The sequence below is a fragment of the Gordonia sp. UBA7860 genome, from assembly GCF_002500165.1.
Lineage (GTDB): Bacteria > Actinomycetota > Actinomycetes > Mycobacteriales > Mycobacteriaceae > Gordonia > Gordonia sputi.
Map to the genome: position 1 here is coordinate 26446 of NZ_DLSO01000083.1, position 22970 is coordinate 49415.

The window sequence follows — 22970 nt, forward strand, 5'->3', positions numbered from 1 at the left end:
TCACGGGGGATTGGGTGTGCAGAGTGGGCATGTGCCGTCGGATTGTGGTGATCGCCGCGGCATTGTGTGCCGTGCTGTCGTTGTCCGGAGTCGGCGACGCGTTGGCAGCGCAGGGCGATACGCCACCCCCACTGGGTCTGCGGTCCATCGGGGCGGCTTCCGACATCACCTTCGCGGGCCAGCAGTCGCAGGTCAGTTTGTCGATTCCGGTGCCGCAGAACCTGGCGCCGGACAAACTGCGCGGCTTCACCGATGTGCCGCCGTTCGTCACCGGCGGGACGGTCGATGTACTGCAGGGTGACCGGGTGATCTCGCGGACGCCGATCAACCCGGCGCCGAACTCGCCGATCGAGCTGTCGCTGGCGGGCGTACGAGTGGCCCGCAATGCCGCCGACATCACGCTGCGGGCGTATCTGACGGTGAGCGGAATCTGCCAGTTCGACCCGGACAACGCCTTCCGCATCCGCGACACCACGCTCTCGTTCACCGGGCGCGAGGCGATTCCGCGTAACGTCGCCGAATTCCTTCCCCCGATCCTGCGCAAACTCACCATCTTCGTGCCGCAGAAGCCGACGACCGACGAGGCGTCGGCGGCGGTCGGTCTGGCGACATCGGTCGCGTCGAACTATGGCACAGCCGACTTCGACATCGACGTCGCATCACTGGGTGCGGGCTCGCTCGTGCCGAGCGGTCAACCGGATTCACTCGAACGTCAAATCGTGATCAGCAGTGCGGCGCCCGCCGGCCTGAGTGTCGAGAACCAGAACGGCGCCGCCTACCTCGTGATCGGTGGTCCGGCCAACGAGCTGACGAACCAGGCGCGAGCTCTGACCTCCAATCTGTCGGCGATCGCGCAGAGTTCCTCCGCGGTCGCCGGTCCGCTGCACGACGCGCCACAGTTGACCCCCGACGTGCAGACGTTGGCTGATCTGGGCATCACCGATCAGATCGTCACGTCGTCGGCGTGGCCGTCGATCACACTCGGGATCGACCAGACCCGCCTGGGCAGGCCGTCGAAGGACATCCGTGTGCAGCTCATCGGGACGGCGACACCGGCGGCAGACGGATCGTCGCCGGTGGTGTCGGTGCGGCTGGGAGATCGTGTCATCGCGACGATCAAGACCGACGGTTCGGGCGCGTTCAACCAGTGGGTCGACCTGCCGAACAACCTGTTGAGCAGGTACAACGGGTTGATCGTCACGCTCGAACGGGGCGACGTCAAAGAGGGTTGCGGCAACGGAACCCGCGGGTCGCTGAGCGTCTCGGCGGCCGGCGAGATACGTAGTTCGCCCGCTGATCCGCCAGTCCCTGCAGGGCTGGGGTCGCTGCCGCAGGCGCTGATGCCGCGCACACAACTGGCGTGGACCAAGGGCGACGCCCCCGACGTCGCGCGTGCGGTCTCGATCATGACGACGATGCAGCGGTTGTCCGCGGTGCCGCTCGGCGTCGACGTGGTGTCGATGTCCGACGCCGCGTCGTCGACACAGCCGGCGGTCCTGATCGCCGCCGACGGGCAGGGGCTCCCCGATGGCGTGGCTCTCCCGGTGACCCAGAAGTCGGGGACGGTCACCGTGCATTCGTCGTCCGGCGCCGAATCGAAGGTCACGCTGAATCCGCAGGTGCAGTTCGGCTCGCTGCAGGTGACGCGGTCCGACGACCGCAGCATGCTGGTCGCGACCTCGACCAATGATGCCGCCGACCTCGACGGCCTCCTGCGCTGGTTCACCGGCAACGCCTCGGACGCGTCCGGCGACGCCGCGCTGAAGATCTCGGGGCGCGACCCGATCACCGTCGACGCCAATGCGGGCGCGCACGACGAGACGTCGAACAGTCATCCGCTGGGGTGGTTGGTGGTCGTCTGTGTGCTGCTGGGAGCGGTCATCCTGTTCCTCATCGTCGCCGCAGCGCTGCGGCTCCTACGGCGTCGACGTCTCGGCGACGACGACGCCGGATGACCATCACCGCGGCACCCGCCGACTCCTCCGGCGCGTCGTCGGAGGAGTCAGGACGCGCCGGGCGGTCGATCACGTCACGGCTGTTGCTGCGGTGGCTCGCGCTGATCGCGCTGACCGTCGTCGCCTACTGGCACAACATCGGCCAGTTCTACCGTGAGATCGTCACCTTCGGCTCCGACCTCGACTACATCGTGGTCGTGCTGGTGCTCGCGCTCATGGCGGCCTACGGCGTGACGCTGCGGCGCAGCGACGAGCGCGCGATCCGCGATCGGCAGACCGACATCATCGTCGGCGTCATCGTGATGCTGTTGTCGTTCTGCTTCGCGGGCGCACTGACCAACAGGTTCACCGGCTCGCTGTACCTGTTGACGCACCTCGACATCCTCGGACTGTGGACCTTCTTCTTCGGCGGCTGCATCCTGATGTTCGGTCTTCGTCCGACGATGCGGTACCACTGGGTCTGGTTGTTCGGCCTGATGACGTCCCCGATCGCCTACCGGGTCGCCGTGCTGTCCCTCGGCGGCAACGAGGTGGCCGCGGGCACGGTGATGACCGTGTTCGGCGCCTTCGCCGCGGCCATCGCTGTCGGACGTGACCGCACGTCGGCGTTGATCGGCTTCGTGGGCGCCGGAGTGGTGGGAGGAGTGATCGTCGCGGTCGTGCGGCTCGCTCATCCGAGCGCGCCCCTGCTCGTCTATCAGGCACTGCCTGCCGTCGGCAGTGTGTTCGTCGTCGGTCTGATCGCCTACCTGCGTCGGCGAAGGAGCACGTCGCCGCGCCCATTCGACAGGCCCCTCTACGAGCCCGGCGTCGACCGGATCAAGATCGGGGCAGCTGGGGTCCTCGTCGTCTCAGCGGTCGTCACGTTGCTGCTGCCGTACCAGCGGGTGATGGTGACTCCCACGGTGACCATCGCGGGCCTGAGTACCACGGCGCCGCTGATCGTGCCGGACGCGTGGCGTCAGGACGGGCCGACGCTCCGCTACGACTGGGCAGGGGATTTCTATGGTCCGGGCGCCGTGCTGGCACGCCAGAATCTGTTGCAACGGACCGGTGACGTGGCGTTCGACAAGGAGGCCCGTCCACGCAAGCTGATCGTCGACACCATCGAGACGCTGTATCCGTTTCGCTTCGATCTCTACCCGGTGGTGTTCACCTACGATCTCTTCGGCGCCCGCTTCTCCGATCCGGTGCCGGTGCTGCTGCCGCACGGGATCCCCGCGGTCCTCGAGGTGATCCTCGACGACACCCGCTACCTGACCTACACCGTGCTGTCGTGGCAGTGGGGCAACGGCGAGCACGCGCAGAAGGTGGCGCTGTGGTCTGTGGACAACCATGAACCGGACGCCTATTTCCCGCAGCCCGATCAGACGATCGCCAAGAACCTGCGTGAGCTGTTCAACGTCACACTGCGGGGCGGCGCGGTGATCCGCGACGACCGACCCGACTTCAAGGACCGCCAGTTGGTGCTCGACGCGGGACGCGACGTCGTCAACGCACAACTCGACGGTGTGCGGCGGGAGGATCAGCCATGACCGGATCCGGCAGCGGACAGGTGCATTTCACCCCGCCGACGACGAGAGCCGAAGTCAATCAACGGCTCTCGGACGAGGCGTATCGCACCGCGGCTCTCGACGACGCGATCAACCGGCTGCGCCGGGAGGACCCGATGATGACGGCATCCGTGGCGTTCAGCCGCGCGCAGAAGATCATCGGTCTCGTAGTGCTCGCCGTCATCGTCGTCGGCTTCGTGTTCTGGCCGATCGGCACCGCGGCAACGCTCGTCTCGATTGCCACGGTGATCTACATCGTGGCACTCATCGAGCGGCTGAACACGTTTCGGCTCGGTCTCGTCAATGGTGCGATCAGAATCTCCGACGACGACGCCCGCGCCATCCCCGACGACGAGCTGCCGCGTTACACCGTGCTGGTTCCCGCATACGGTGAGCCGGAGGTCGTCGGACAGTTGATCGAGGCTATGGAATCGTTCGAATACCCGCAGGAGAAGCTGCAGGTGTTGCTCCTGCTCGAGGAGGACGACGCTCCGACGATCGAGGCCGCCCATGCGGTCGACTCGTCGCCCATCATCACGTCTGTGCTCACACCGCCGGGCGATCCGCGGACCAAACCGAAAGCCTGCAACTACGGATTACATTTCGCCACAGGCGATATCGTCACCATCTTCGACGCGGAGGATCACCCCGACCCGCTCCAGTTGCGCAGAGTGGTGGCGACGTTTCGTGAACTCGACGATGATTCCGTCATCTGCGTGCAGGGCAAGCTGAGCTTCTACAACGTCACCGACAACGTTCTCACACAATGGTTCACCGCCGATTACGGCATCTGGTTCGGCTATCTGTTGCCGGGTCTGATGGTCAGCAAGGCGACGATTCCGTTGGGCGGGACGTCGAATCACTTCCGCAAGGACATGCTCATCGAGCTCGGTGCGTGGGATCCGTTCAACGTCACCGAGGACGCCGATCTCGGGGTGCGCATCGCGGGCGAGGGTTACCGCACCGCTGTGCTCGACTCGGTCACGCTCGAAGAAGCAAATGTGGACGGTATCAACTGGATTCGTCAGCGGTCGCGTTGGTACAAGGGCTACATGCAGACCTGGCTCGTGCACATGCGCAGGCCACGGCGGCTCTTTCACTTCATGGGGCTGCTCGGGATGATTCGGTTCACCCTGCTGATTGCCGGCACTCCCTTCATCGCATGTATGAACATGATCTTCTGGCTCATCCTGATCGTGTGGATCGCCGGGCAGCCGGCGTTTGTCGCGGAGCTCTTTCCCGGACCGATCTATTACCTGTCGCTGATCTCGTTCGTCATCGGTAACAGCGCGGCGATCTACATGACGCTCGTCGCGAATAGGGAGGACGACCGCGGCGAACTGCTCTGGTCGGGTCTGATCGTCCCGTTCTACTGGGTGATGATGAGCATCGCGGCGATCAAGGGCATGTGGCAGTTGCTGTTCCGGCCGTCGTACTGGGAAAAGACCGCCCACGGGCTCACCTCCGACGCCAGTCCGTCCGAGGCATCGGAGACGACCGCCGGTTCTGAGGCGACGCCGGATGCATCGGCTTCGTCGGCTTCGTCGACACGGGCGGCTCAATGACCCGTCGATCCGTCGCGCTGTGGCTTGTCGTGTGGCTGGCCTACCTGGCTTTCGGTGTGTATATGGCCGCGGGTCTGCACGTGTACTTCGGCGATTCGTTGTCGCGCGTCCAGGCGGCACAGAGCGTGTTGTTCAGTCGCGACCCGCACCTTGCCGCAATCGGATTCATCTTCACACCGCTGACCGCACTGGTTCAGCTGCCGCTCACCGCATTGTCGGTGTGGTGGCCGCAGATGACCACCGACGCGTTGTCGGCGGCGATCATGTCGTCGGCATTCATGGCGGGCGCCGTGGTCCAGGTGTCGGGGGTGGCGCGCGACCGCGCACTGCCGACTGCGATGACCGTCATCGTGACGCTCGTGTTCGCGCTCAACCCGATGATCGTGCTGTACGCGGCCAATGGGATGAGCGAGGCGCCCTACCTCTTCTTCATCGCCTGGGCGGTTCGACGGCTGATCCGCTGGGTCGACACCGATGACGTCCACGAATTGATCGTTGCGGGAATCGCTCTCGGCCTCGCGTACCTCACGAGATACGACGGCGCGGTCGCCGCCTTCGTCGCGGGCTGCTTCGTCGCCTTGGTGACCTATCGACGATCCGATAGGGCGGCCGGGCGGAGGCTTCGCGCACAACGCGCTCTGCTCGACGTCGTGCTCGTCGCGTCGCCGAGCCTGCTGGCGTTCATCGTGTGGGCTGCGACGAGTTGGTTGATCACCGGGCAGGCGTTCGCGCAGTTCACTTCTCAATACGGCAACAGTGCCATCATCGACCAGTCGGGCGGAACCGGCAGTGCCACCGGACTCGACGCCCTGCGCTTCTCGATCACCGAGTTACTCATCCTGGCACCGCTGTACGTAGTGTTGTTCGTACTCGTTGCGTGGGTGCGTATCCGGCGGCACCGACTGTATCCGCTCGCGGTGCCCGTACTGATCATCGGAGCGGTCATCGCCTTTCAGGTGTACAGCTACATGCGCGGAACCACCTTCGGATTCCTGCGCTTCTACATGACCGTCATCGTGCTGGCAGCGGTGACGGCACTGCTCGCGACGCCGGCTCGACGTATCGAGCCCTACCGACGTCTCGGTCCGAGGGCCGCACTGCCTCATGCCGATTCGCGCGCCGGACGCGGATGGCGGTACGGCCTCGTCGGCACGGTCGCTGTGCTCGCGTTCGCTGTGGGACTGCCGGTGACCGCAGCGGGGATGACGTCGCCGAAGTACGCACCGCAGGAGTTTGCTTACCGATCTGTCATTGCACCACAACCGGATTCGACCGAGAAGCGCTACCTCGACGAGGAGCGCGTGCTGAGGTCGTTCTCGACCGAGCGAGCCCTCGCGGAGTACCTCGACTCATTGCATCTTCCCGACGGAAGCGTGCTCACCGATACCGTGTACGGATTCGCCGTCGTCGTGCAATCGCGCCATCCCAAGCAGTTCGTCATCCCCTCGGACGAGGATTTCGACAGAGTTCTCAACGAGCCCGCCCGGTTCGGGGTGCGGTTCCTCCTCGCCGTGCCGCGCGCGGGTCGAGGGTCGTCGGACGCACTGAATATCCGGTATCCGACGCTGTACGAGAACGGCAACCAGATCTCGACGCTCGCGCTCGAGGCACGCAACCAGGGAATCAACATGCCGACATGGCGGGTGTACGAGGTCAATCCCTCGCAGGACGACGGTCCGCGGTAGTGGCTCTGCCTGGGGCTTACGAACTCTCGCGCGCGACAACTTGCCACGCCGGGTCGTCGTAGCCGATGTCGAAGGTGCATTCGTCGGGACGGGGATCGGGGACAAATGCCCACAGCAGTGCGCCGGCGACTCCCACCGAGCGCATCGTCTCGTACTTGCTGCTGAACTCGCGCGCACGGGTGTCCAGCGGTAGACACGACCCAGCGTCGATGCCGATCTCATTGACCACCAACGGTTTACCGAGTCGGCGCGCCTGGGAGATGCGCGCGGGCAGGTCGCTGCCGCCCGGTGCAATCGCGCCACCGGCGCTGTAATCGTGAAAGTCGAGGACATCGAGGCCCGAAGACGCTGACACGCGCCCGAAATCGCTTCCGGTGAGCCCGCATTGGTCTCCACCGACGAAACCGGCGAAGATCGGGTGCTTCGGGTCGATGGCCCGAATGCGTTCGCCGACCTGATCGAAGAACATACGCAGTACCGCAGTTCCGTTGGCCGGGCACGTGCGGTTCTGCCAGGCGCATCCCGTTGGCCCGCAGACGCTTGCCTCCGGCTCGCCCACGGGCTCCCAGCCGGCGAGTGACGGTTCGGTGCGCCACCGGGTGATGGCCGTCGTCAGCCAGTCGGCGAAAGTCATACCCGCAGCGGTTTCAGTTGTGTGCCAACCATTCTGGTACCAGGCTCGCTCCTTGAACTTCTCGTCCTCGCATGCGCCCGAACTGCCGGTCAGGACCGGCAGCACCATCTGGTTGTGACTTCGGGCCGACGCGAAGATCGCGTCGAGGCGACCGTAGTTGTTCGCCCCCGACTTCTTGTCCACGAGGAACGCCGAGTAGAGGTTGAATCGGGTGAGCGCGCGTGGCGGCAGCTTGCCGAAGTATTCGTCGAGGTCGACCTGTGCGCCGCAACCGGCGTTGAGCGACCAGTCGGTGCCGAGTTGGTAGCTGTTGAAACCTGCCGGAAACCAGTGGCGTCCGTCGAGGACGATTCCCGTGTCGGTGGTCGTCACCCGACCCGAGAAGTCGTGGTGGGCGGACGGCGCAGGTGTCGAGGCATCGTCCTCGAGCGGCGTCGGAGCCGGCTGACCGCACGCTGCTGCGATCAGGATGATCAGCACAGCGCTCACGCAGAGTCTGAGTGCGTGCCGGAGCGTCACGGGTCGAACGTTACTCCGCCGACTACGGTCGAGGTGGTGGGAAGAGCTCGAGCGTCGCGTGTGGTTGTCGGGGTGGTGTCCGCGGCCGTGCTCATCAGTGCGGCGCTGCTGGCGGGTTGCGGAAACGACGCGTCGACTTCTGACTCCTCGCCAACTCCCTCCTCAGCGACAGCGGGACCTGCTGGTTCGACCGCGCGGAGCAGTTCGGCCGGCACGGCGTCGAGCAGCGGTCCTGTCCTCGACCCCGCGCACCCCCCGCCCTTCATCGAGCACGTCTCATGGGTGGACACCGCGGTCGGCCCCAGCCTGCAGATCTACCCCACGCCCAACGGCCGCGCGAGCATCGCCGACGACGGCGCGCAGATCGCGTGGCGCGAGGTGGTCGCACTGGCACCCGACGCCGACACTCCCGGCATGCGGGCACAGTTCGTGTGCCACTGGGACTTCGCGCGAGCCGTCGAGCCGAACAAACCGAGCTGGAACATCGAACCGCAGCGGCCCGTCGTCGACGACTCGACGATGATCGCCACACGCTGCAACCCCGGCGGCCCCGAGGAGTGACGCGCGGCCGCGCTGGGGTCCGGGCCTGGCGCGTCGGCGCGGGAAGTGGGGGAAGGGCCGGCGCGTCGGCGCGGGAAGTGGGGGAAGGGCCGTCGAGCCGTGCAGGAAGTGGGGGAAGGTTCGTGGGGCCGTGCAGAAAGTAGGGGAAGGAACCCTTCCTCGGGTTGTGTACGTTTCCTCGAGTTGTTGCTAGGGGAAGGGTGAACATCCCGCGGAAAGAACCCTTCCCCTACTTTCCGCCAGCGGCGCCGACCGCAGCGCGCCGACCGCCGCGCGCCGACCGCAGCCCCCGCCCCCTACGCCGCGGCGGCGCTGATGGCGCGGCGCGTCGTGTGTTCGCGGCGCGCGCCGATCTGGCGGCAGATCACGTAGATCACGAACGAGATCGTCGTGACGAACACCGACACCGGCAGCTTGGGGGCCAACGACAGGATCAGCCCGCCGACGGCGGCGACTTCTGCGAAGATCACCGACAGGACCATCATCAGTGTGGGGTTGGCGGTCAGGCGGGCCGCGGCGGCGCCGGGGGTGATCATCAGCGACATCACCAGCAGCGCGCCGATGATCTGCACGCCCTGCGCGCAGGCGAGGCCCATCAGGATTGCGAAGATCACCGACAGTGTGCGCATCGGAACGCCGTTCGCCTCCGCGACGCGCGGATCCATCGACGCGAAGAGCAGCGGCCGGTAGATCACCGCGAGCACTGCGAGCACGACGACGGTGGTGATCGCGATCGCGGTCAGGCCCTGCACGCCGACGCTGACCACCTGCCCGGTCAGCAACGCGAAGCCCGTGCCGATCCGACCGTAGAGCGCGAGGAACAGCACGCCGAGACCCAACCCGAATGCCATCACCACGCCGATGACCGAATCACGTTCTCGCGCTTTGTTTCCCAGATAGCCGAACACGCCTGCGGCCACGACGGCGCCGATGATCCCGCCGATGTTCACGCTGATTCCCGCAAGCAGTGCGGCGGCGGCGCCGGTCACCGACAGTTCGCTCGCGCCGTGTACCGCGAACGACATCTGGCGCACGACGATCAGCGGCGCCAGCACGCCGCCGAGTAGTCCGAGCAGCGCCAGCGCGAGCATGGCCTGCAGCACGAAGTCGTAGTGCAGTAGGTCGGCGGTCACCGAGAAGTCCCAGAAGTCGCTCCAGTGCACGTCGGCGGCAAGAATCATCTGTCCGGCGGCGAGGTCGGTTGGGGTCGAGCTGATCGTCATGTCGCCGGAAGCCCCTCGGGAGCAGTGCAGTGATGCGCATCCTCTTCACCGCCGACGACGAGCAGCCGTCCATTGACCCGCAATACCTCGACGTCGCTGCCGTAGAGCTCCGACAATGTCGCGGTGTTCATGACTTCCTCGGTGGTGCCGATGCGGAATCGGCCGCCGACCAGGTACAGCACGCGATCGACGTAGGGCAGCACGGGGTTGATCTCGTGCGTGACGAATACGACGGCTGTGCCCGCGTCGCGGCGTCGTTTGTCGATGAGTTCGACGACCCGCTCCTGGTTGGCCGGGTCGAGACTGGCCAGCGGTTCGTCGCAGAGCAGCAGTTCGGGATTGGTGGTCAGGGCTTGGGCGACGCGCAGTCGCTGCTGCTCGCCGCCGGACAGCAAGCCGACGGGTGCGTCGGCGAACTCGGTCGCGTCGACCTCGGCGAGCGCGGCGTCGACCTTCGCCCTGCGCGCACGACGCCCGCGGATGCCGAGACCCCAGTGCGCGCCGTCGACTCCGAATCCGACGAGGTCGCGACCGCGGATCGCCATGGAGTCGGCGTCGTCTGCGTGCTGCTGCGGGATGTATCCGACGTGGTCGGTGACGGTCAGCTCACCCGCCGACAACGGGTACTGATGCAGCAGCGTGCGTAGAAACGACGTCTTGCCCGAGCCGTTGGGGCCGAGGACCGCGACGAACTCGCCGGGCATGATGTCGAGATCGAGATCGTCCCAGAGCACCCGCTCACCGAAGGCGAGTCGGGCGTGCCGGAACGAGGCGACGGGTTCGCGACCGTCGGGATCGGACCCGCTCACGCCGGCAGTGCCGAGGCGAGCGCAGCGATCTGTTTCTGCTGCCAGTCGATGTAGCTGGTCTGGCCCGCGGGCAGTGTCTCGGTGAACTCCACAACAGGAACGTTGGCAGACTTCGCGATCGACAGCAACGCTTCGGTGACCGCGTCGACGGCCTGGGTGTTGTAGATGAACACCTGCACCTCGTGCTTGCGGAGCAGATCCTCCATCGCGGCGCGGTCGGCAGCCGACGGCGACTGTCCCTCTTCGACAGCCGAGGTGAAGCCTTCCGGGGCCACATCGCGCATGCCTGCCTCGGTGAGCAGGTACGCCGCGAGCGGCTCGGTCTGCGCGACCTTCGTGCCGTCGTGGGTCTTCTTGATATCGGCGAGAGATCCGCGCAGACCGTCGATCTTCTCGTTGAACGCCTTCGCGTTGTCGCGGTACGTGGTGGCGTTGGCCTCGTCCTTCTTGGCGAGATCGTCGGCGAGTTCGGTGGCCACCTGGCCGACGACGGGCAGGTTGTAGAAGACGTGCTCGTTGGTCTCGCCGTGCGCGGAGTGGTCGGTGTCCTCGTGGTGGCCGGTCATCGTGTCGAAGGCGTAGATCACGGAGCCCTTGGCGTTCTGCGACGCCTTCTCCATGTACTCGTCGTAGTGTCCGCCGTTCATCAGCACCACGTCGGCGTCGACGACCTTCGCCGAGTCGGCCGCAGACGGCTCGAACTCGTGCGGATCGCCCGTCGGATCGTTGAACAGCACCGTCACCGACGCTTTGTCGCCCGCAACCGCCGACGCGACGGCACCCCATACGTTGGTCGAGGTCACGACGGTCGGTTTGCCGTCGGAGCTGCCGGAGTCGCCGCCAGAACAACCGGCAAGTGTCAGTGCCCCGCCGACGGCGAGGGCCGTGGTCAGTGCCAGGACTGCGCGTTTCATCGTTCGCCTACCCGTTTCGCTAATGACAATCGTTACCGAAAGAAGTGTAGGTGATGATCGACGACGGCGCGCTGCGGGGTCAGTTCACCCCGTGACCCCCGTCGGCACGACGGCTCAAACAACTGTCGGCACAACGGCTCAAACAACCGTCGGCACGACGGCTCAAACAACCGTCGGCACGACGGCTCCAACAACAGTCGGCACGACGAATCGGCGCAGCAGTTCGCGTTCGGCGGCGGCGTCGACCTCCGGTGTGCTCAGCAGCGACACGATCACGCGGACGAGCCAGGCGGCGCGAACCTCGAGGTCGGCGTCGGTGCTGTCGGGGACGATGCGGCGCAGGAAACCTGCCGCCACCGCGTCGATGGCGGGAGACCGCTGCGCGAGGTGTCCAGACGTCGCGGCCATTTCGGTGGTAAACCATTGGGACAGAGCAGGATTGGCGCGCACTCCGGCGATCGCTGCCCCGGTGGCGATCAGGAGTTGCTCAGCGGGCGCGGCGTCGGCGGGGATGGCCGAGTCGACGTCGCGCGCCACTTCGCCCGCGGCCCGCTCGACGTAGGCGGCCATCAGCTCCTGCTTGCCGGGGAAGTGCCGGTACAGCGTGGCGCGCGAGCATCCCGCGGTGTCGGCGATGTCGCGCATGGTGACCTCGCCGACACCGCGCGCGGCGAACAGTTCGGCGGCGGTGTCGAGGATGCGGGTCGCCGCGATCTGCGCGCGGTCGTCCGAGAGCCAGTCGGTTCGAGTCTCGGTCGCTCGTGTCCCGGTCATCCGCATCTCGGTCACCGGGAACCGTCCGCGTAGAACGGCACGTACGTGGGGCGTCGAACGTAGTTGCCAGGCGCGTAGGTGATGCCGTCGGGGTCGACGTCGAAGTCGGGGTGGCGGGCGAGCAGTTCGGTCAACGCGACCCTGGCCTGCATTCGCGCTGCCGCCGCGCCGAGACAGTGGTGGTGACCGTGGCTGAATGACAGGATGCGGCGAGGTCTGCGTTCGACGTCGAGGTGCTCGGCGTCGGGACCGAACACCGACTCGTCGCGGTTGGCCGCGGCGTAGCAGAGCAATACCTTGCGGCCCTGCGGCACGGTGACCGGTCCGTCGGGAGTGTCGGTGTAGGCGACCGCCCGCGTGGTGGTGCGCGCGAGTCCCTGCACGGGCGAGGTCAGCCGCAGCAGTTCGCCGACGGCGTCGGGGATCAGGGTTGGGTCGTCGACGAGGCGTCGGCGCTGCTCGGGGTATGCGGAGAGGAGGTCGACGCTGCCCCCGAGCAGGCCGGTCGTCGTGTCGTTGCCGCCGGTGATCATGGTGAACACGAAGGCGAGAATCGACACCAGGCCCGCCGGATCGTCGGCGACGCCCGCGTCGACGAGCGCCGAAACGGTGTCGTCGCCGGGGTGGGCGCGTCGGTGTTCGACGAGTTCGCCGAAGTACGTGAGCAGTTCACTCGTGGCCGCCGCAGCTCGGCTGCCGTTCGACGCCGCGGCCAGGCTGCCGTTCGACGCCGCAGCTCGGCTGCCGTTCGACGCCGCGGGTTCCGAACCGGCAAGGGCGCCGACGATTGCTGCGGTCCAGTCGTCGAAGCGAGTCCAGTCCTCGTCGGGAACTCCGAGGTAGTGGGCGACGACCATGCTCGGCAGTGGCTTGAACAGCTCGCCGACGATGTCGGTGGGGCCATCGCCGTCGAGGCGCTCGAGTCGTTCGACGACGAACTCGCGGACGCGCGGCTCGATCGACGTCACCTGCCGCGGCGTGAACCCGCGCGCGACGAGCGAGCGGAAGGCAGTGTGTTGCGGCGGGTCCTGCATGACCAGGGGAGGGTTGTCGGCGAGGCCGATGGCCTCCAGTTCGTCGTAGACCATGGTCAATCCCGCCGCCGAGGAGAAGGTGAGTGGATCCGACGCCGCGGCGAAGACGTCCGCGTGGCGCGTGAGCACCCAGTAGTCCTGTGCGGCCACGTGGTGAACCGGCGATAAGCGCCGTAGGCGTGCGTACATCTCGAACGGGTTGCGCCACGAGTCATCAGAACGCAGCTCGAATGCTGGCGCACCACGCTGAGACACAATAGTCTCCATGTCTCGACACTGAGGCATCTGTAGCTATCTGTCAATGCCTGGCCGAGGGTACCGACTTCATGCTGAGACGGCTGACGGCAGCCGCCTACCTGCGTCGTCCGGGTGAGCGGACGATCGACCGCGCACGGACCTTCTCTACAGTGGAGTAATGAGTTTCAGGGGGCCGCGGCGAGTCGCGCTCGTCTCGGTGCACACCTCTCCGCTGGCGCAGCCCGGTACGGGCGACGCCGGCGGCATGAATGTGTACGTGTGGCAGACCGCGCAGCGCCTCGCCCGACGCGGCGTCGAGGTGGAGATCTTCACCAGAGCAACGTCGTCGTCGGACGCGCCGATCGTCGAGGCCGCGCCCGGCGTGACGGTGCGCAATGTGGTCGCCGGGCCATTCGAAGGCCTCGACAAACGCGATCTTCCGACGCAGCTGTGCGCGTTCACCGCGAGCGTGCTGCGGGCGGAGGCGCAGCAGCGTCCCGGGTACTACGACCTGATTCACTCGCACTACTGGCTGTCGGGGCAGGTGGGCTGGCTCGCCCGGGACCGCTGGGGAGTTCCGCTGGTGCATACCGCGCATACCCTGGCCGCGGTCAAGAACGCCTCACTCGCCGCGGGCGACACCGCCGAGCCGATGCTGCGCGTGGTGGGCGAGCAGCAGGTCGTCGACGAGGCCGATCGCCTCGTCGCGAACACCGAGACCGAGGCGCACGAGCTGGTCTCGATGTATCACGCCGACCCCTCACGGATCGACATCGTCACTCCCGGCGCCGATCTCGACTGCTACACACCTGGATCGATGGCGCAGGCCCGCGCTGAACTCGGATTGCATTCTGACGCAACGCTGTTGACGTTCGTCGGGCGCATCCAGCCGCTGAAGGCCCCCGACGTCTTGCTGCGCGCTGCGGCCCCGCTGATCGAGAGGTCGCGGGGCGGTGATCGGCCCGTGCGGGTTCTCATCGTCGGCGGTCCGTCGGGTTCTGGCCTCGAAACGCCTTCCGCGTTGGTCGATCTCGCCGCCCAACTGGGTATCTCCGACGAGGTGATCTTCCTGTCCCCGCAGCCGTCCGCGAAGCTCGCGCAGGTGTACCGGGCGTCGGATGTGGTTGCGGTGCCCAGCTATTCGGAGTCGTTCGGTCTCGTCGCGATCGAAGCGCAGGCCTGCGGAACGCCCGTGATCGCGGCGGATGTCGGTGGTCTGTCGGTCGCGGTCTCGTCGGGACGCAGCGGCGTTCTGGTCAACGGCCACGCCATCGGCGACTGGACAAACGCCCTGGAGAAGATGATCAGCTCTCCGGACGAGCTCGCCGCCATGCGTCGACACGCACGTGCGCACGCCGAGAACTTCTCCTGGGAGCACACCGCGGATGCGTTGCAGGAGAGCTACTCCCGTGCGATGGCCTCGTTCGCCGCGGCGCCCGGTGCGCGGGTGGGCCCCACCGTCGCCGCACGGCGCGCCTCCAGGCGATGGCGTCGTCGTCATCGCGCGAATGTCTGATCCGAGTATTCAACCGACCCAGCGTCGTCAGGAGTGATAGCGATGAGCCACATCGAGAATCTCGAACTGCTGGAGAAGTCGCTGACCGAGCGCGACATTCCTTACAGCCGAAAGAGTTCCGGCGGAGCGCAATCCGAACACGTCATCCTCGAACTGCCAGGCGAGAAGAAGCTCAAGACGACGGTCCTGCTGACCGCGGGACCGTACGGGGTGCGCGTCGAGGCATTCGTCTGTCGTCACGCCGACGAGAACCACGAGGCCGTCTATCGCTACCTACTCAAGCGCAATCGTCGTCTCTACGGGGTTGCCTACACCATCGATAACATCGGCGACATCTATCTGGTGGGTCGAATCTCGGTGGACGCGTTGACATCTGACGAGATCGACCGCGTGCTCGGACAGGTTCTCGAGGCCGCGGACGGCGACTTCAACACGCTTCTCGAACTCGGCTTCGCGACGTCGATCCGCCGCGAATGGGCATGGCGTGTCTCCCGCGGCGAGTCGCTGCGCAACCTCCTCGCCTTCGAGCACCTCATCGACAAGGAGTCGCTGCCGCAGCCGGGTGAGCCTCTCGAAGGTCGGTACGAGCCCTCCTCGGTGGTAGACGCCGCGCAGGACGGTCCCGCAGAAGGCGCGCAGCTCGACGAGTGACGGTGCGCGGACCTGCGAGGGAGTCGAGAGGGCCGTCACATCGTGGCAACAGCCATTGGTACGATCGATTTGACTGATTTACCAACGGAGGTGCCATGAGCGTCAAGAGTCCCTACCCCGACGTCGAGATCCCGAATGTCAGCGTCTATGAGTACCTGTTCGGCAACATCGCCGACGACGATCTCGACCGCGTCGCGCTCATCGATCCCAAGACCGACACGAAGACCACATATCGCCAACTGATCGGTCAGATCAACGCTGCGGCAGGCGCTCTCGCCGCTCGGGGCATCGGTGTCGGCTACGTTGTCGGCATTCTCTCGCCGAACATCCCCGCGTTCGCGACCGTCTTCCACGGAGTGCTGCGCGCTGGTGCGACGGCCACGACGATCAACGCGTTGTTCACCGCGCGCGAGATCGCCAAGCAGCTCACCGACTCCGGTGCCAAGATGCTCGTCACCATCTCGCCGATGGCCGCGCAGGCACTCGAGGCTGCCAAGGAAGTCGGGATCGCCGACGACGCCGTGATCATCCTCGACGGTGAGGGCGTCGAGGCGTCGGGGCATCCCAACGCCGCAGACCTGCTCGGCGCCGATCTGCCTGCGCCCGACGTCTCATTCGACCCGGCGACGCACGTCGCCGTCCTGCCCTACAGCTCGGGTACCACCGGAAACCCCAAGGGCGTCAAGCTTTCTCACACCAACCTGGTCGCCAACGTCGCGCAGATCGCCCCACTGCAGGGGATGGCGCGCGACGATGTGATCGTCGCGGTGCTGCCGTTCTTTCACATCTACGGCATGACGGTCCTGCTCAATGCCGCGCTGCGCGCACGGGCGAGCCTCGTCGTGATGGCCAAATTCGACCTCGTCGAGTTCCTGGAGAACATCCAGAACCACAAGGTCACCTACGCGTTCATCGCGCCGCCGGTTGCGGTCGCCCTCGCGAAGCATCCGATCATCGACAACTACGACCTCTCATCGCTGCACACCATGCTCTCGGGCGCGGCGCCGCTCGACGACGAGCTCGGCAAGGCTGTCGCCAAGCGGCTGAATCTGCACATGCTGCAGGGCTACGGCATGAGTGAGCTCTCGCCAGTCAGCCACCTCATCCCGGTCGACTCGCAGGCCGTACTCGGACTCGACGAGCCGCCGCTTTCGTCCGTCGGCTGGCCAATCCCCAACTCGGAGAACAAGATCGTCGACCCGGCAACGGGTGAAGAGTTCGCGGTGCCGAGCGAGGGAATGTCGGAGCCCGGCGAACTGTGGGTCCGCGGACCCAACGTCATGCTCGGCTACCTCAACAACGAGCAGGCCACCGTCGACACCATCGACGCCGACGGCTTCCTGCACACCGGCGACATGGCCCAGCTCGACGCGACCGGTGCGGTCTACATCGTCGACCGCCTCAAGGAGCTCATCAAGTACAAGGGCTACCAGGTGCCGCCCGCCGAGCTGGAGGCGCTGCTGCTCACGCACCCGAAGATCGCCGACACCGCTGTCGTCGGCGTGATCGACGAGGAGTCCGGCGAGGAGATCCCGAAGGCTTTCGTCGTCACGCAGTCCGACGCGGAGCTGACCGAAGCCGACGTCATCGAGTTCGTCGCCGCCAAGGTCGCGCCACACAAGAAGGTGCGCGCCGTCGAATTCATCGATGTCATCCCCAAGTCGGCGTCGGGCAAGATCCTGCGCAAGGATCTCCGCAAGTAGACTCAGATCGCAAGGCAGCGGGCCGCTTTCGGATACTTCCGAGGGCGGCCCGCTGTTGTCGGTGACCCACGGCCGAGTGCGAAGCCACATGTGCGGCTCCCGCGTGACTCTTCCGTGTGGAAAACTGACTCCCATGAGCAACGGCACCCTGATTCTCATGCGGCACGGCGAGAGCGAATGGAACGCGTCCAACCAGTTCACCGGTTGGGTCGACGTCGCGCTGACCGCCAAGGGTCGCGCGGAGGCGACGCACGCGGGCGAGCTGCTCGTCGAGCACGATTTGTTGCCGGACGTCCTCTACACCTCGCTCCTGCGACGCGCGATCACCACTGCGAACATCGCACTCGATGCCGCCGACCGGATCTGGATTCCCGTCGTCCGCGACTGGCGTCTCAACGAGCGCCACTACGGTGCGCTGCAGGGCCTCAACAAAGCCGACACGCTCGAGAAGTTCGGCGAGGAACAGTTCATGCTGTGGCGTCGCTCGTACGACACCCCGCCGCCGCCGATCGAACCCGACTCGGAGTACAGCCAGACGCACGATCCCCGGTACGCCGACCTCCCCGAGGTACCGCTGACCGAGTGCCTCAAGGATGTCGTCGAGCGACTCATCCCGTACTTCGAATCCGACATCGCCGCCGACCTCAAGGCCGGTAAGACGGTGCTGATCGCCGCGCACGGCAACTCGCTGCGCGCGCTGGTCAAGTACCTCGACGGCATCTCCGACGCCGACATCGCCGCGCTCAACATCCCGACCGGCAACCCGCTGCGCTACGACCTCGACGACAACCTCAAGCCACTCAACCCCGGCGGGACCTACCTCGATCCCGAGGCGGCTGCCGCGGGTGCTGCGGCGGTCGCGGCGCAGGGTAAGAAGTAGTCCGTAACCCAATCGTCATGGGCGGGTTGCTGTGACCGCGGTTACATTGGTTGCATGGCCGATTCTGGAACCCTGCGCATAGTCCACTCGGCACCGCAGGAAAGGTACGAGGCGATCCTCACCGATCCCGAGTCCGATCCTCGCGACGTCGAACCCTCAGAGCATCTCGTCGGGTACCTGGATTACGTGTCCGAGCCCTACCAGGTGATTCTGACTCACACGGTGATCCTCGACGCCTATTCGGGACGGGGATACGCCGGCCAGCTCGTGCGGACCGTTCTCGACGACATCAGGTCTCAGGGCAAGCAGGTCGTGCCGGTCTGTTCGTACGTGCGCCACTACATCGACGAGCACCCCGAGTACGCCGATCTGGTGGCGTCGGTCACCTCCTGAACGTCGGAGACCGCGGTGTCACGTAATGCGGGTGGAACGGTGCGTGAACAGCGGTCGAACTGTCCTGCACTGAGTGTTCCTGCAGTTTGGTGGGCCGTAAGCTGACGTTGTGACCGGTGTATTCGTGGGCGGCGTGACAGTAGCCGTCGCCCTCGTGGCGGCTGTCGTCGTCGGATTCGCGCTCGGTCGTTTCTGGCGCCGTGACGCGATCGCCCGTAACTCGTCCGCCCACACCCGCGACGATGTGCAGCGCACCCTCGACGATGCCGCCGTGGTACCCGAGATCTCCGACGACCAGCCCAGCTACTCGTTGACTCTCGCCGAACGCCCGCGGGTGGTGCCCGAGAGTGCGGAGTTGCGCGACAGCGATGTGCACGGCACCACCGAGGACGGTCGGATGACCACCGCGGGCCTGCTCGGTCTGATCGTGCGCAACTCCGATACGGCCGTCGCCGTCGTCGACCAATTCCGCGACGTCGTCCTGTACAACCATCGCGCCGTCGAACTGGCTCTCGTGCGCGACAGGCTGCTCGACGACTCGGTCTGGGAGGCGGCGAAAGAGGTCCTCGATACCGAGGCCGAGCGTCGTTTCGATTTCGAACCTCCCGCGTCGGCGTTGGGATTCCTCTCGACGGGGCGCGCACGCGGCAAGACCATCGAATCGGTGAGCTGTGTCGCGCGGCTGGTCCGTGAGGGGGAGGAGCGCTACGCGGTTGTCTACGGCGTCGACGACACCGAACATCTGCGCGTCGAAGCCACCCGTCGCGACTTCGTCGCCAACGTCTCGCACGAACTGAAGACGCCGGTCGGAGCCATCAGCCTGCTCGCGGAGGCGCTGCTGGAGTCGTCCGACGACTCGGATTCGGTGCAGCACTTCGGTAATCGTGTGGTCGCGGAGGCCACGCGCATGGGCAACATGGTCACCGAACTGCTCGCGCTATCGCGACTGCAGGAGGGTGAGACTGCTGATTTCTCGCTCGTCGACGTCGATGCCCTGATCGACGAAGCGATCGAATCAGCGGGTGTGGCTGCCGAAGCGGCGTCGATCTCGCTGCGCGCCGACGCCCCCGCGGACCTGACGGTGCGCGGCGACCGCATGCTCTTGTTGACGGCACTGAACAATCTGATCGTCAATGCCATCTCGTATTCGCCGCCACACACGACCGTCTCGGTGAGCAGGCGGGTGACCCGCCACGACGGAAGGCCGATGGTCGCCATCTCCGTGACCGACCGGGGGATCGGGATCGCACCCGCCGACCAGCAGCGAGTCTTCGAGCGCTTCTTCCGTGTCGACAAGGCGCGGTCACGCAGTACCGGCGGCACCGGTTTGGGATTGGCTATCGTCAAGCACGTCGCCGCCAATCACGGTGGAGTCATCTCGCTGTGGAGCAAGCCCGGTACGGGCTCTACGTTCACCCTGTGTATCCCGCAGGACATGAGCACCGAGAGTGTGTGGGACACCGAGATCGCCGACACCGAGATATTCGAACCTACGGCAGTTGTTGCCGTGGTCCAGGGCGAGGCAGTTCAGCCTGCGCCGATCGCACGACCGAAGGAAACCGACAGGTGACTCACGTTCTGATCGTCGAGGACGAGGAATCGCTGGCCGATCCGCTGGCATTCCTGTTGCGCAAGGAGGGATTCGAGGCCACCGTCGTCAACGACGGCGCGGCGGCACTCGGCACCTTCGACCGCGTCAGCCCCGACATCGTTCTGCTCGATCTGATGCTGCCCGGTATGTCCGGCACGGAGATCTGCAAGTCGTTGCGCACGCGGTCGAGCGTGCCGGTGATCATGGTGACCGCACGCGACAGCGAGATCGACAAGGTCGTCGGACTCGAACTCGGTGCCGACGACTATGTCACCAAGCCGTACTCGGCTCGCGAGCTCATCGCCCGAATCCGTGCCGTGCTGCGTCGCGGTGGTGACGGGCTCGACGACGACCTGGCCATCGGCATCCTGGAGGCCGGTCCGGTCCGGATGGACGTCGAACGCCACATCGTCGCCGTCAGCGGTCAGCAGATCACGTTGCCGCTCAAGGAGTTCGACCTCCTCGAGTACCTGCTGCGCAACTCGGGTCGAGTACTCACCCGCGGTCAGCTCATCGACCGCGTGTGGGGTGCCGACTACGTCGGTGACACGAAGACCCTCGACGTGCACGTCAAGCGTCTGCGGTCGAAGATCGAGCCGGATCCGGCCAACCCGAAGCATCTGGTCACCGTGCGCGGACTCGGTTACAAACTCGAGCCCTGACCCGCAACGTCTCGACGACCGACGCTGCTCAGCCGAGTTCGAACCGGTTGCCACCATGGATCTTGGCTGCGTACATCGCGCGGTCGGCGTCGGCTATGACCGTGGTGATGCGTCCGTCGTCGTCGTTCTCTCCGCCGGCGATTCCGACGCTCGCCGTCACCGCGCCGCCGCTCGCCTCAACGACGGCGCCCACGAGTCGTTCGCCGATGGCAGCACACCGGTCGGCGTCGGGTAACTCGGAGTCGTACTGGGTGGCGAGCACGAACTCGTCGCCACCGAAGCGCGTGATGATGGTGTGACTCTCTGCGGCGAGTCGTACGGCCGCCGCGACGTCCACCAAAATCCGATCTCCGTGTACGTGGCCGTCGATGTCGTTGACGACCTTGAAGTTGTCGAGGTCGACGACCGCGGCGATCCACCGTGAATGGCGATGCGGCGCAGTCGTTGTCGCGCCTCGAGACGACGCCGCGGCGACGGCCCGGTAGAAACCCCTGCGATTGAGTAAGCCGGTCAGTGAATCGGTCAGAGAGTCGACGGCGCTCCTGCGGACGATGCTGAAGCCGATGTGGAGGATGGGCAGCGCCACCACAACGGCCATGACGACCACGGTCGCCTCCGCGGTGGCGATCGGGAGCCACTGCATACCCTGCACGATGCAGCACGTGACGACGGCGGCCACGACGACCACCGCGGTGAAGATGATGTGGCAGAGATTGGCTACGGCGTCGTGGAACAGCGTCATGTAGATGCTCGTCGCCACGAACAGCGACGCCGAGGCGATGCCGAGGAGCAGGTTCTGGTGAGCGAAGATCGTGACGGCGATCACGACATCGGCGATGGCACACAACGTCAGGGATTCTGTGCGTGTCGGCCAGGGGAGCAGGAGCCAGCGCACCGTCCACACAAAACAGAGGACGACGACCGCGATCATCGCAGTCGTGCCGACGCCCGGCCACAGCACGCCGTCGGGTCCGAGTAGGGAAAGCACTGCTATCACGCCGTTGAGCACGCCGCCGCCCGCGACGACGGCCTTGGTGAAGCCGATGAGGTTGAGGTAGTCGAAGAAGTCGAGCACCCAACGGTCGTCGGATTGCCTCAGCCACTGGCGAGCAGCATCCCGCACGCCGCGCCCCCCATCGATCTCCATGGGCACATTGTGCAATTCCTGCGGACCGGGTACCACCACTTGCACCCGGTGAGGGCCTCTGATGTGCGATTACCTGCTATTCGCCGGCCTGTTACTCGCCGGGGCGGGCGTGGCTAGCCCAGTTCCTCGTATTTGATGTCGGTCTCGCGGCGGGTCGTCGCGGCTGCGGTGGCGGGATGTACGGCGACGATGCCAAGGCCGTTGCGACGTCGGCACGCTCGCGCGAGTTCGTCGTAGGCGGGTTTGCCGAGCAGTTCTGTCAGTTCCGGGGCGTAGGACTCGAAGACCTGTGTCGCGCCGACGTGGGCGTCGGGCGAACCCGAGCAGTACCACTTGAGGTCGTGGCCGCCCTCGCCCCAGCCGCGGCGATCGAACTCGGTGATGGTGGTCTTGAGGACCTGCGTGCCGTCGGGACGCTCCACCCAGTCCTGCTCGCGCCGGATCGGAAGTTGCCAGCACACATCGGGTTTCACGCTCCACGGCTCGATGCCCTTGCGTAATGCCATCGCGTGCAGTGCACATCCGGGGCCGCGGTCGAAGCCGGGACGATTGAGAAAGATGCACGCGCCCTTGTGCGTTCGCGTCTTGAGTGCGGGTTCGTCGTCGAGGTCTCCCTCTTCGAGATAGCCGCGCTTGCCGAGAGGGTCTTTGCCAGAACCCTTCTCGTAGAACTGCCAGTCGTCAGGGGTGAGCATGGCGACGCTCTTCGCGAGGTGCTTGCGGTCGTCCTTGTCGGTCAGGTAGGCGCCGTGGCTGCAGCAGCCGTCGTCGGGCCTGCCGTCGATGATCCCCTGACAGGCCGGGGTTCCGAAGACACACGTCCAGTGCGACAACAGCCAGGTCAGGTCGGCGTTGATGAGGTGTTCTGGGTCCGCGGGATCGAAGAACTCATACCATTCCCGCGCGAAGTCGAGTGGTACCTCGGGGGCCGGTGAGATCCGTGCGGACGGGGTGGGGCTTGGCA

General features: G+C 65.9%; 20 protein-coding genes. 12 read left to right on the plus strand and 8 right to left on the minus strand.

The window, feature by feature from the left end; genetic code table 11:
• Positions 1-29: 29 nt before the first annotated feature.
• From B3T59_RS10710 to B3T59_RS10725, 4 genes are read left to right on the plus strand one after another with little or no spacing between them, the layout of a single operon-like run.
• On the plus strand, positions 30-1955 hold the full coding sequence (locus B3T59_RS10710; protein ID WP_287002216.1) for a hypothetical protein: 1926 nt from the start codon (positions 30-32) through the stop codon (positions 1953-1955).
• A complete protein-coding gene (locus B3T59_RS10715; RefSeq protein WP_287002217.1) occupies positions 1952-3490 on the plus strand; it encodes a hypothetical protein in 1539 nt (512 codons plus the stop codon). Before B3T59_RS10710 ends, B3T59_RS10715 begins: the two co-directional genes overlap by 4 nt.
• The gene (locus B3T59_RS10720; RefSeq protein WP_287002218.1) at positions 3487-5073 is read left to right on the plus strand and encodes a glycosyltransferase; all 1587 of its coding nucleotides are present in this window, start codon (positions 3487-3489) and stop codon (positions 5071-5073) included. The genes B3T59_RS10715 and B3T59_RS10720 overlap by 4 nt, the downstream gene beginning before the upstream one ends.
• Positions 5070-6758: an ArnT family glycosyltransferase gene (locus tag B3T59_RS10725; RefSeq protein ID WP_287002219.1), complete on the plus strand. Its 1689-nt coding sequence runs from the start codon at positions 5070-5072 to the stop codon at positions 6756-6758. Before B3T59_RS10720 ends, B3T59_RS10725 begins: the two co-directional genes overlap by 4 nt.
• A 16-nt stretch (positions 6759-6774) precedes the next feature.
• Here the strand turns inward: B3T59_RS10725 and B3T59_RS10730 are convergent, their stop codons facing one another.
• Complete coding sequence (locus B3T59_RS10730; protein WP_287002220.1) at positions 6775-7911, minus strand: beta-mannosidase; 1137 nt, start codon at positions 7909-7911, stop codon at positions 6775-6777.
• Between the two features lie 36 nt (positions 7912-7947).
• Between B3T59_RS10730 and B3T59_RS10735 the strand changes: the two genes are divergently transcribed.
• Positions 7948-8472: a DUF2599 domain-containing protein gene (locus tag B3T59_RS10735; protein WP_376782655.1), complete on the plus strand. Its 525-nt coding sequence runs from the start codon at positions 7948-7950 to the stop codon at positions 8470-8472.
• Between the two features lie 296 nt (positions 8473-8768).
• Here the strand turns inward: B3T59_RS10735 and B3T59_RS10740 are convergent, their stop codons facing one another.
• The 5 genes from B3T59_RS10740 to B3T59_RS10760 form a co-directional block, all read right to left on the minus strand.
• Entirely contained in the window at positions 8769-9653 is an 885-nt protein-coding gene (locus B3T59_RS10740; protein WP_376782657.1) for a metal ABC transporter permease, read from the minus strand.
• Between the two features lie 38 nt (positions 9654-9691).
• Positions 9692-10504 (minus strand): metal ABC transporter ATP-binding protein, encoded by an 813-nt coding sequence (locus B3T59_RS10745; protein ID WP_287002222.1) that lies wholly within the window; start codon positions 10502-10504, stop codon positions 9692-9694.
• Positions 10501-11418, minus strand: a complete 918-nt coding sequence (locus tag B3T59_RS10750; RefSeq protein ID WP_287002223.1) for a metal ABC transporter solute-binding protein, Zn/Mn family — start codon at positions 11416-11418, stop codon at positions 10501-10503. Before B3T59_RS10750 ends, B3T59_RS10745 begins: the two co-directional genes overlap by 4 nt.
• 162 nt (positions 11419-11580) lie before the next feature.
• On the minus strand, positions 11581-12192 hold the full coding sequence (locus B3T59_RS10755; RefSeq protein WP_251722266.1) for a TetR/AcrR family transcriptional regulator: 612 nt from the start codon (positions 12190-12192) through the stop codon (positions 11581-11583).
• An 11-nt stretch (positions 12193-12203) separates the two neighbouring features.
• Positions 12204-13493, minus strand: a complete 1290-nt coding sequence (locus B3T59_RS10760) for a cytochrome P450 (protein WP_287002224.1) — start codon at positions 13491-13493, stop codon at positions 12204-12206.
• A 148-nt stretch (positions 13494-13641) separates the two neighbouring features.
• Here B3T59_RS10760 and mshA point away from each other — a divergent pair, with 148 nt between their 5' ends.
• The 7 genes from mshA to B3T59_RS10795 all read left to right on the plus strand — a co-directional run bounded on the left by mshA (position 13642) and on the right by B3T59_RS10795 (position 20859).
• A complete protein-coding gene (mshA, locus tag B3T59_RS10765; RefSeq protein WP_287002225.1) occupies positions 13642-14979 on the plus strand; it encodes a D-inositol-3-phosphate glycosyltransferase in 1338 nt (445 codons plus the stop codon).
• Between the two features lie 42 nt (positions 14980-15021).
• Positions 15022-15630: a YbjN domain-containing protein gene (locus B3T59_RS10770; protein ID WP_064863850.1), complete on the plus strand. Its 609-nt coding sequence runs from the start codon at positions 15022-15024 to the stop codon at positions 15628-15630.
• A 95-nt stretch (positions 15631-15725) separates the two neighbouring features.
• Positions 15726-17333, plus strand: coding sequence for an AMP-binding protein (locus B3T59_RS10775; RefSeq protein ID WP_251722261.1), 1608 nt, complete (start codon positions 15726-15728; stop codon positions 17331-17333).
• 133 nt (positions 17334-17466) lie between these two features.
• Positions 17467-18213: a phosphoglyceromutase gene (locus B3T59_RS10780; protein ID WP_064863852.1), complete on the plus strand. Its 747-nt coding sequence runs from the start codon at positions 17467-17469 to the stop codon at positions 18211-18213.
• A 54-nt stretch (positions 18214-18267) separates the two neighbouring features.
• Positions 18268-18606, plus strand: a complete 339-nt coding sequence (locus B3T59_RS10785) for a GNAT family N-acetyltransferase (protein WP_064863853.1) — start codon at positions 18268-18270, stop codon at positions 18604-18606.
• Between the two features lie 109 nt (positions 18607-18715).
• Positions 18716-20176, plus strand: a complete 1461-nt coding sequence (locus tag B3T59_RS10790) for a sensor histidine kinase (protein ID WP_064863854.1) — start codon at positions 18716-18718, stop codon at positions 20174-20176.
• Positions 20173-20859, plus strand: a complete 687-nt coding sequence (locus B3T59_RS10795; protein WP_064863855.1) for a response regulator transcription factor — start codon at positions 20173-20175, stop codon at positions 20857-20859. The genes B3T59_RS10790 and B3T59_RS10795 overlap by 4 nt, the downstream gene beginning before the upstream one ends.
• Before the next feature lie 28 nt (positions 20860-20887).
• Here the strand turns inward: B3T59_RS10795 and B3T59_RS10800 are convergent, their stop codons facing one another.
• Both B3T59_RS10800 and B3T59_RS10805 read right to left on the minus strand, forming a co-directional pair.
• On the minus strand, positions 20888-22006 hold the full coding sequence (locus B3T59_RS10800; RefSeq protein WP_287002226.1) for a GGDEF domain-containing protein: 1119 nt from the start codon (positions 22004-22006) through the stop codon (positions 20888-20890).
• Positions 22007-22119: 113 nt separating this feature from the next.
• Entirely contained in the window at positions 22120-22944 is an 825-nt protein-coding gene (locus B3T59_RS10805) for a hypothetical protein (protein ID WP_372495563.1), read from the minus strand.
• Between the last annotated feature and the right edge of the window lie 26 nt (positions 22945-22970).

Excerpts from the sequence above, each read along its gene's own strand:
- B3T59_RS10710 (WP_287002216.1), top strand. The coding sequence starts at position 30 with ATGTGCCGTCGGATTGTGGTGATCGCCGCGGCATTGTGTGCCGTGCTG.
- B3T59_RS10715 (WP_287002217.1), top strand. The coding sequence starts at position 1,952 with ATGACCATCACCGCGGCACCCGCCGACTCCTCCGGCGCGTCGTCGGAG.
- B3T59_RS10720 (WP_287002218.1), top strand. The coding sequence starts at position 3,487 with ATGACCGGATCCGGCAGCGGACAGGTGCATTTCACCCCGCCGACGACG.
- B3T59_RS10725 (WP_287002219.1), top strand. The coding sequence starts at position 5,070 with ATGACCCGTCGATCCGTCGCGCTGTGGCTTGTCGTGTGGCTGGCCTAC.
- B3T59_RS10740 (WP_376782657.1), bottom strand. The coding sequence starts at position 9,653 with ATGATTCTTGCCGCCGACGTGCACTGGAGCGACTTCTGGGACTTCTCG.
- B3T59_RS10750 (WP_287002223.1), bottom strand. The coding sequence starts at position 11,418 with ATGAAACGCGCAGTCCTGGCACTGACCACGGCCCTCGCCGTCGGCGGG.
- B3T59_RS10755 (WP_251722266.1), bottom strand. The coding sequence starts at position 12,192 with ATGACCGGGACACGAGCGACCGAGACTCGAACCGACTGGCTCTCGGAC.
- B3T59_RS10760 (WP_287002224.1), bottom strand. The coding sequence starts at position 13,493 with ATGGAGACTATTGTGTCTCAGCGTGGTGCGCCAGCATTCGAGCTGCGT.
- mshA (WP_287002225.1), top strand. The coding sequence starts at position 13,642 with ATGAGTTTCAGGGGGCCGCGGCGAGTCGCGCTCGTCTCGGTGCACACC.
- B3T59_RS10770 (WP_064863850.1), top strand. The coding sequence starts at position 15,022 with ATGAGCCACATCGAGAATCTCGAACTGCTGGAGAAGTCGCTGACCGAG.
- B3T59_RS10775 (WP_251722261.1), top strand. The coding sequence starts at position 15,726 with ATGAGCGTCAAGAGTCCCTACCCCGACGTCGAGATCCCGAATGTCAGC.
- B3T59_RS10780 (WP_064863852.1), top strand. The coding sequence starts at position 17,467 with ATGAGCAACGGCACCCTGATTCTCATGCGGCACGGCGAGAGCGAATGG.
- B3T59_RS10785 (WP_064863853.1), top strand. The coding sequence starts at position 18,268 with ATGGCCGATTCTGGAACCCTGCGCATAGTCCACTCGGCACCGCAGGAA.
- B3T59_RS10800 (WP_287002226.1), bottom strand. The coding sequence starts at position 22,006 with ATGGAGATCGATGGGGGGCGCGGCGTGCGGGATGCTGCTCGCCAGTGG.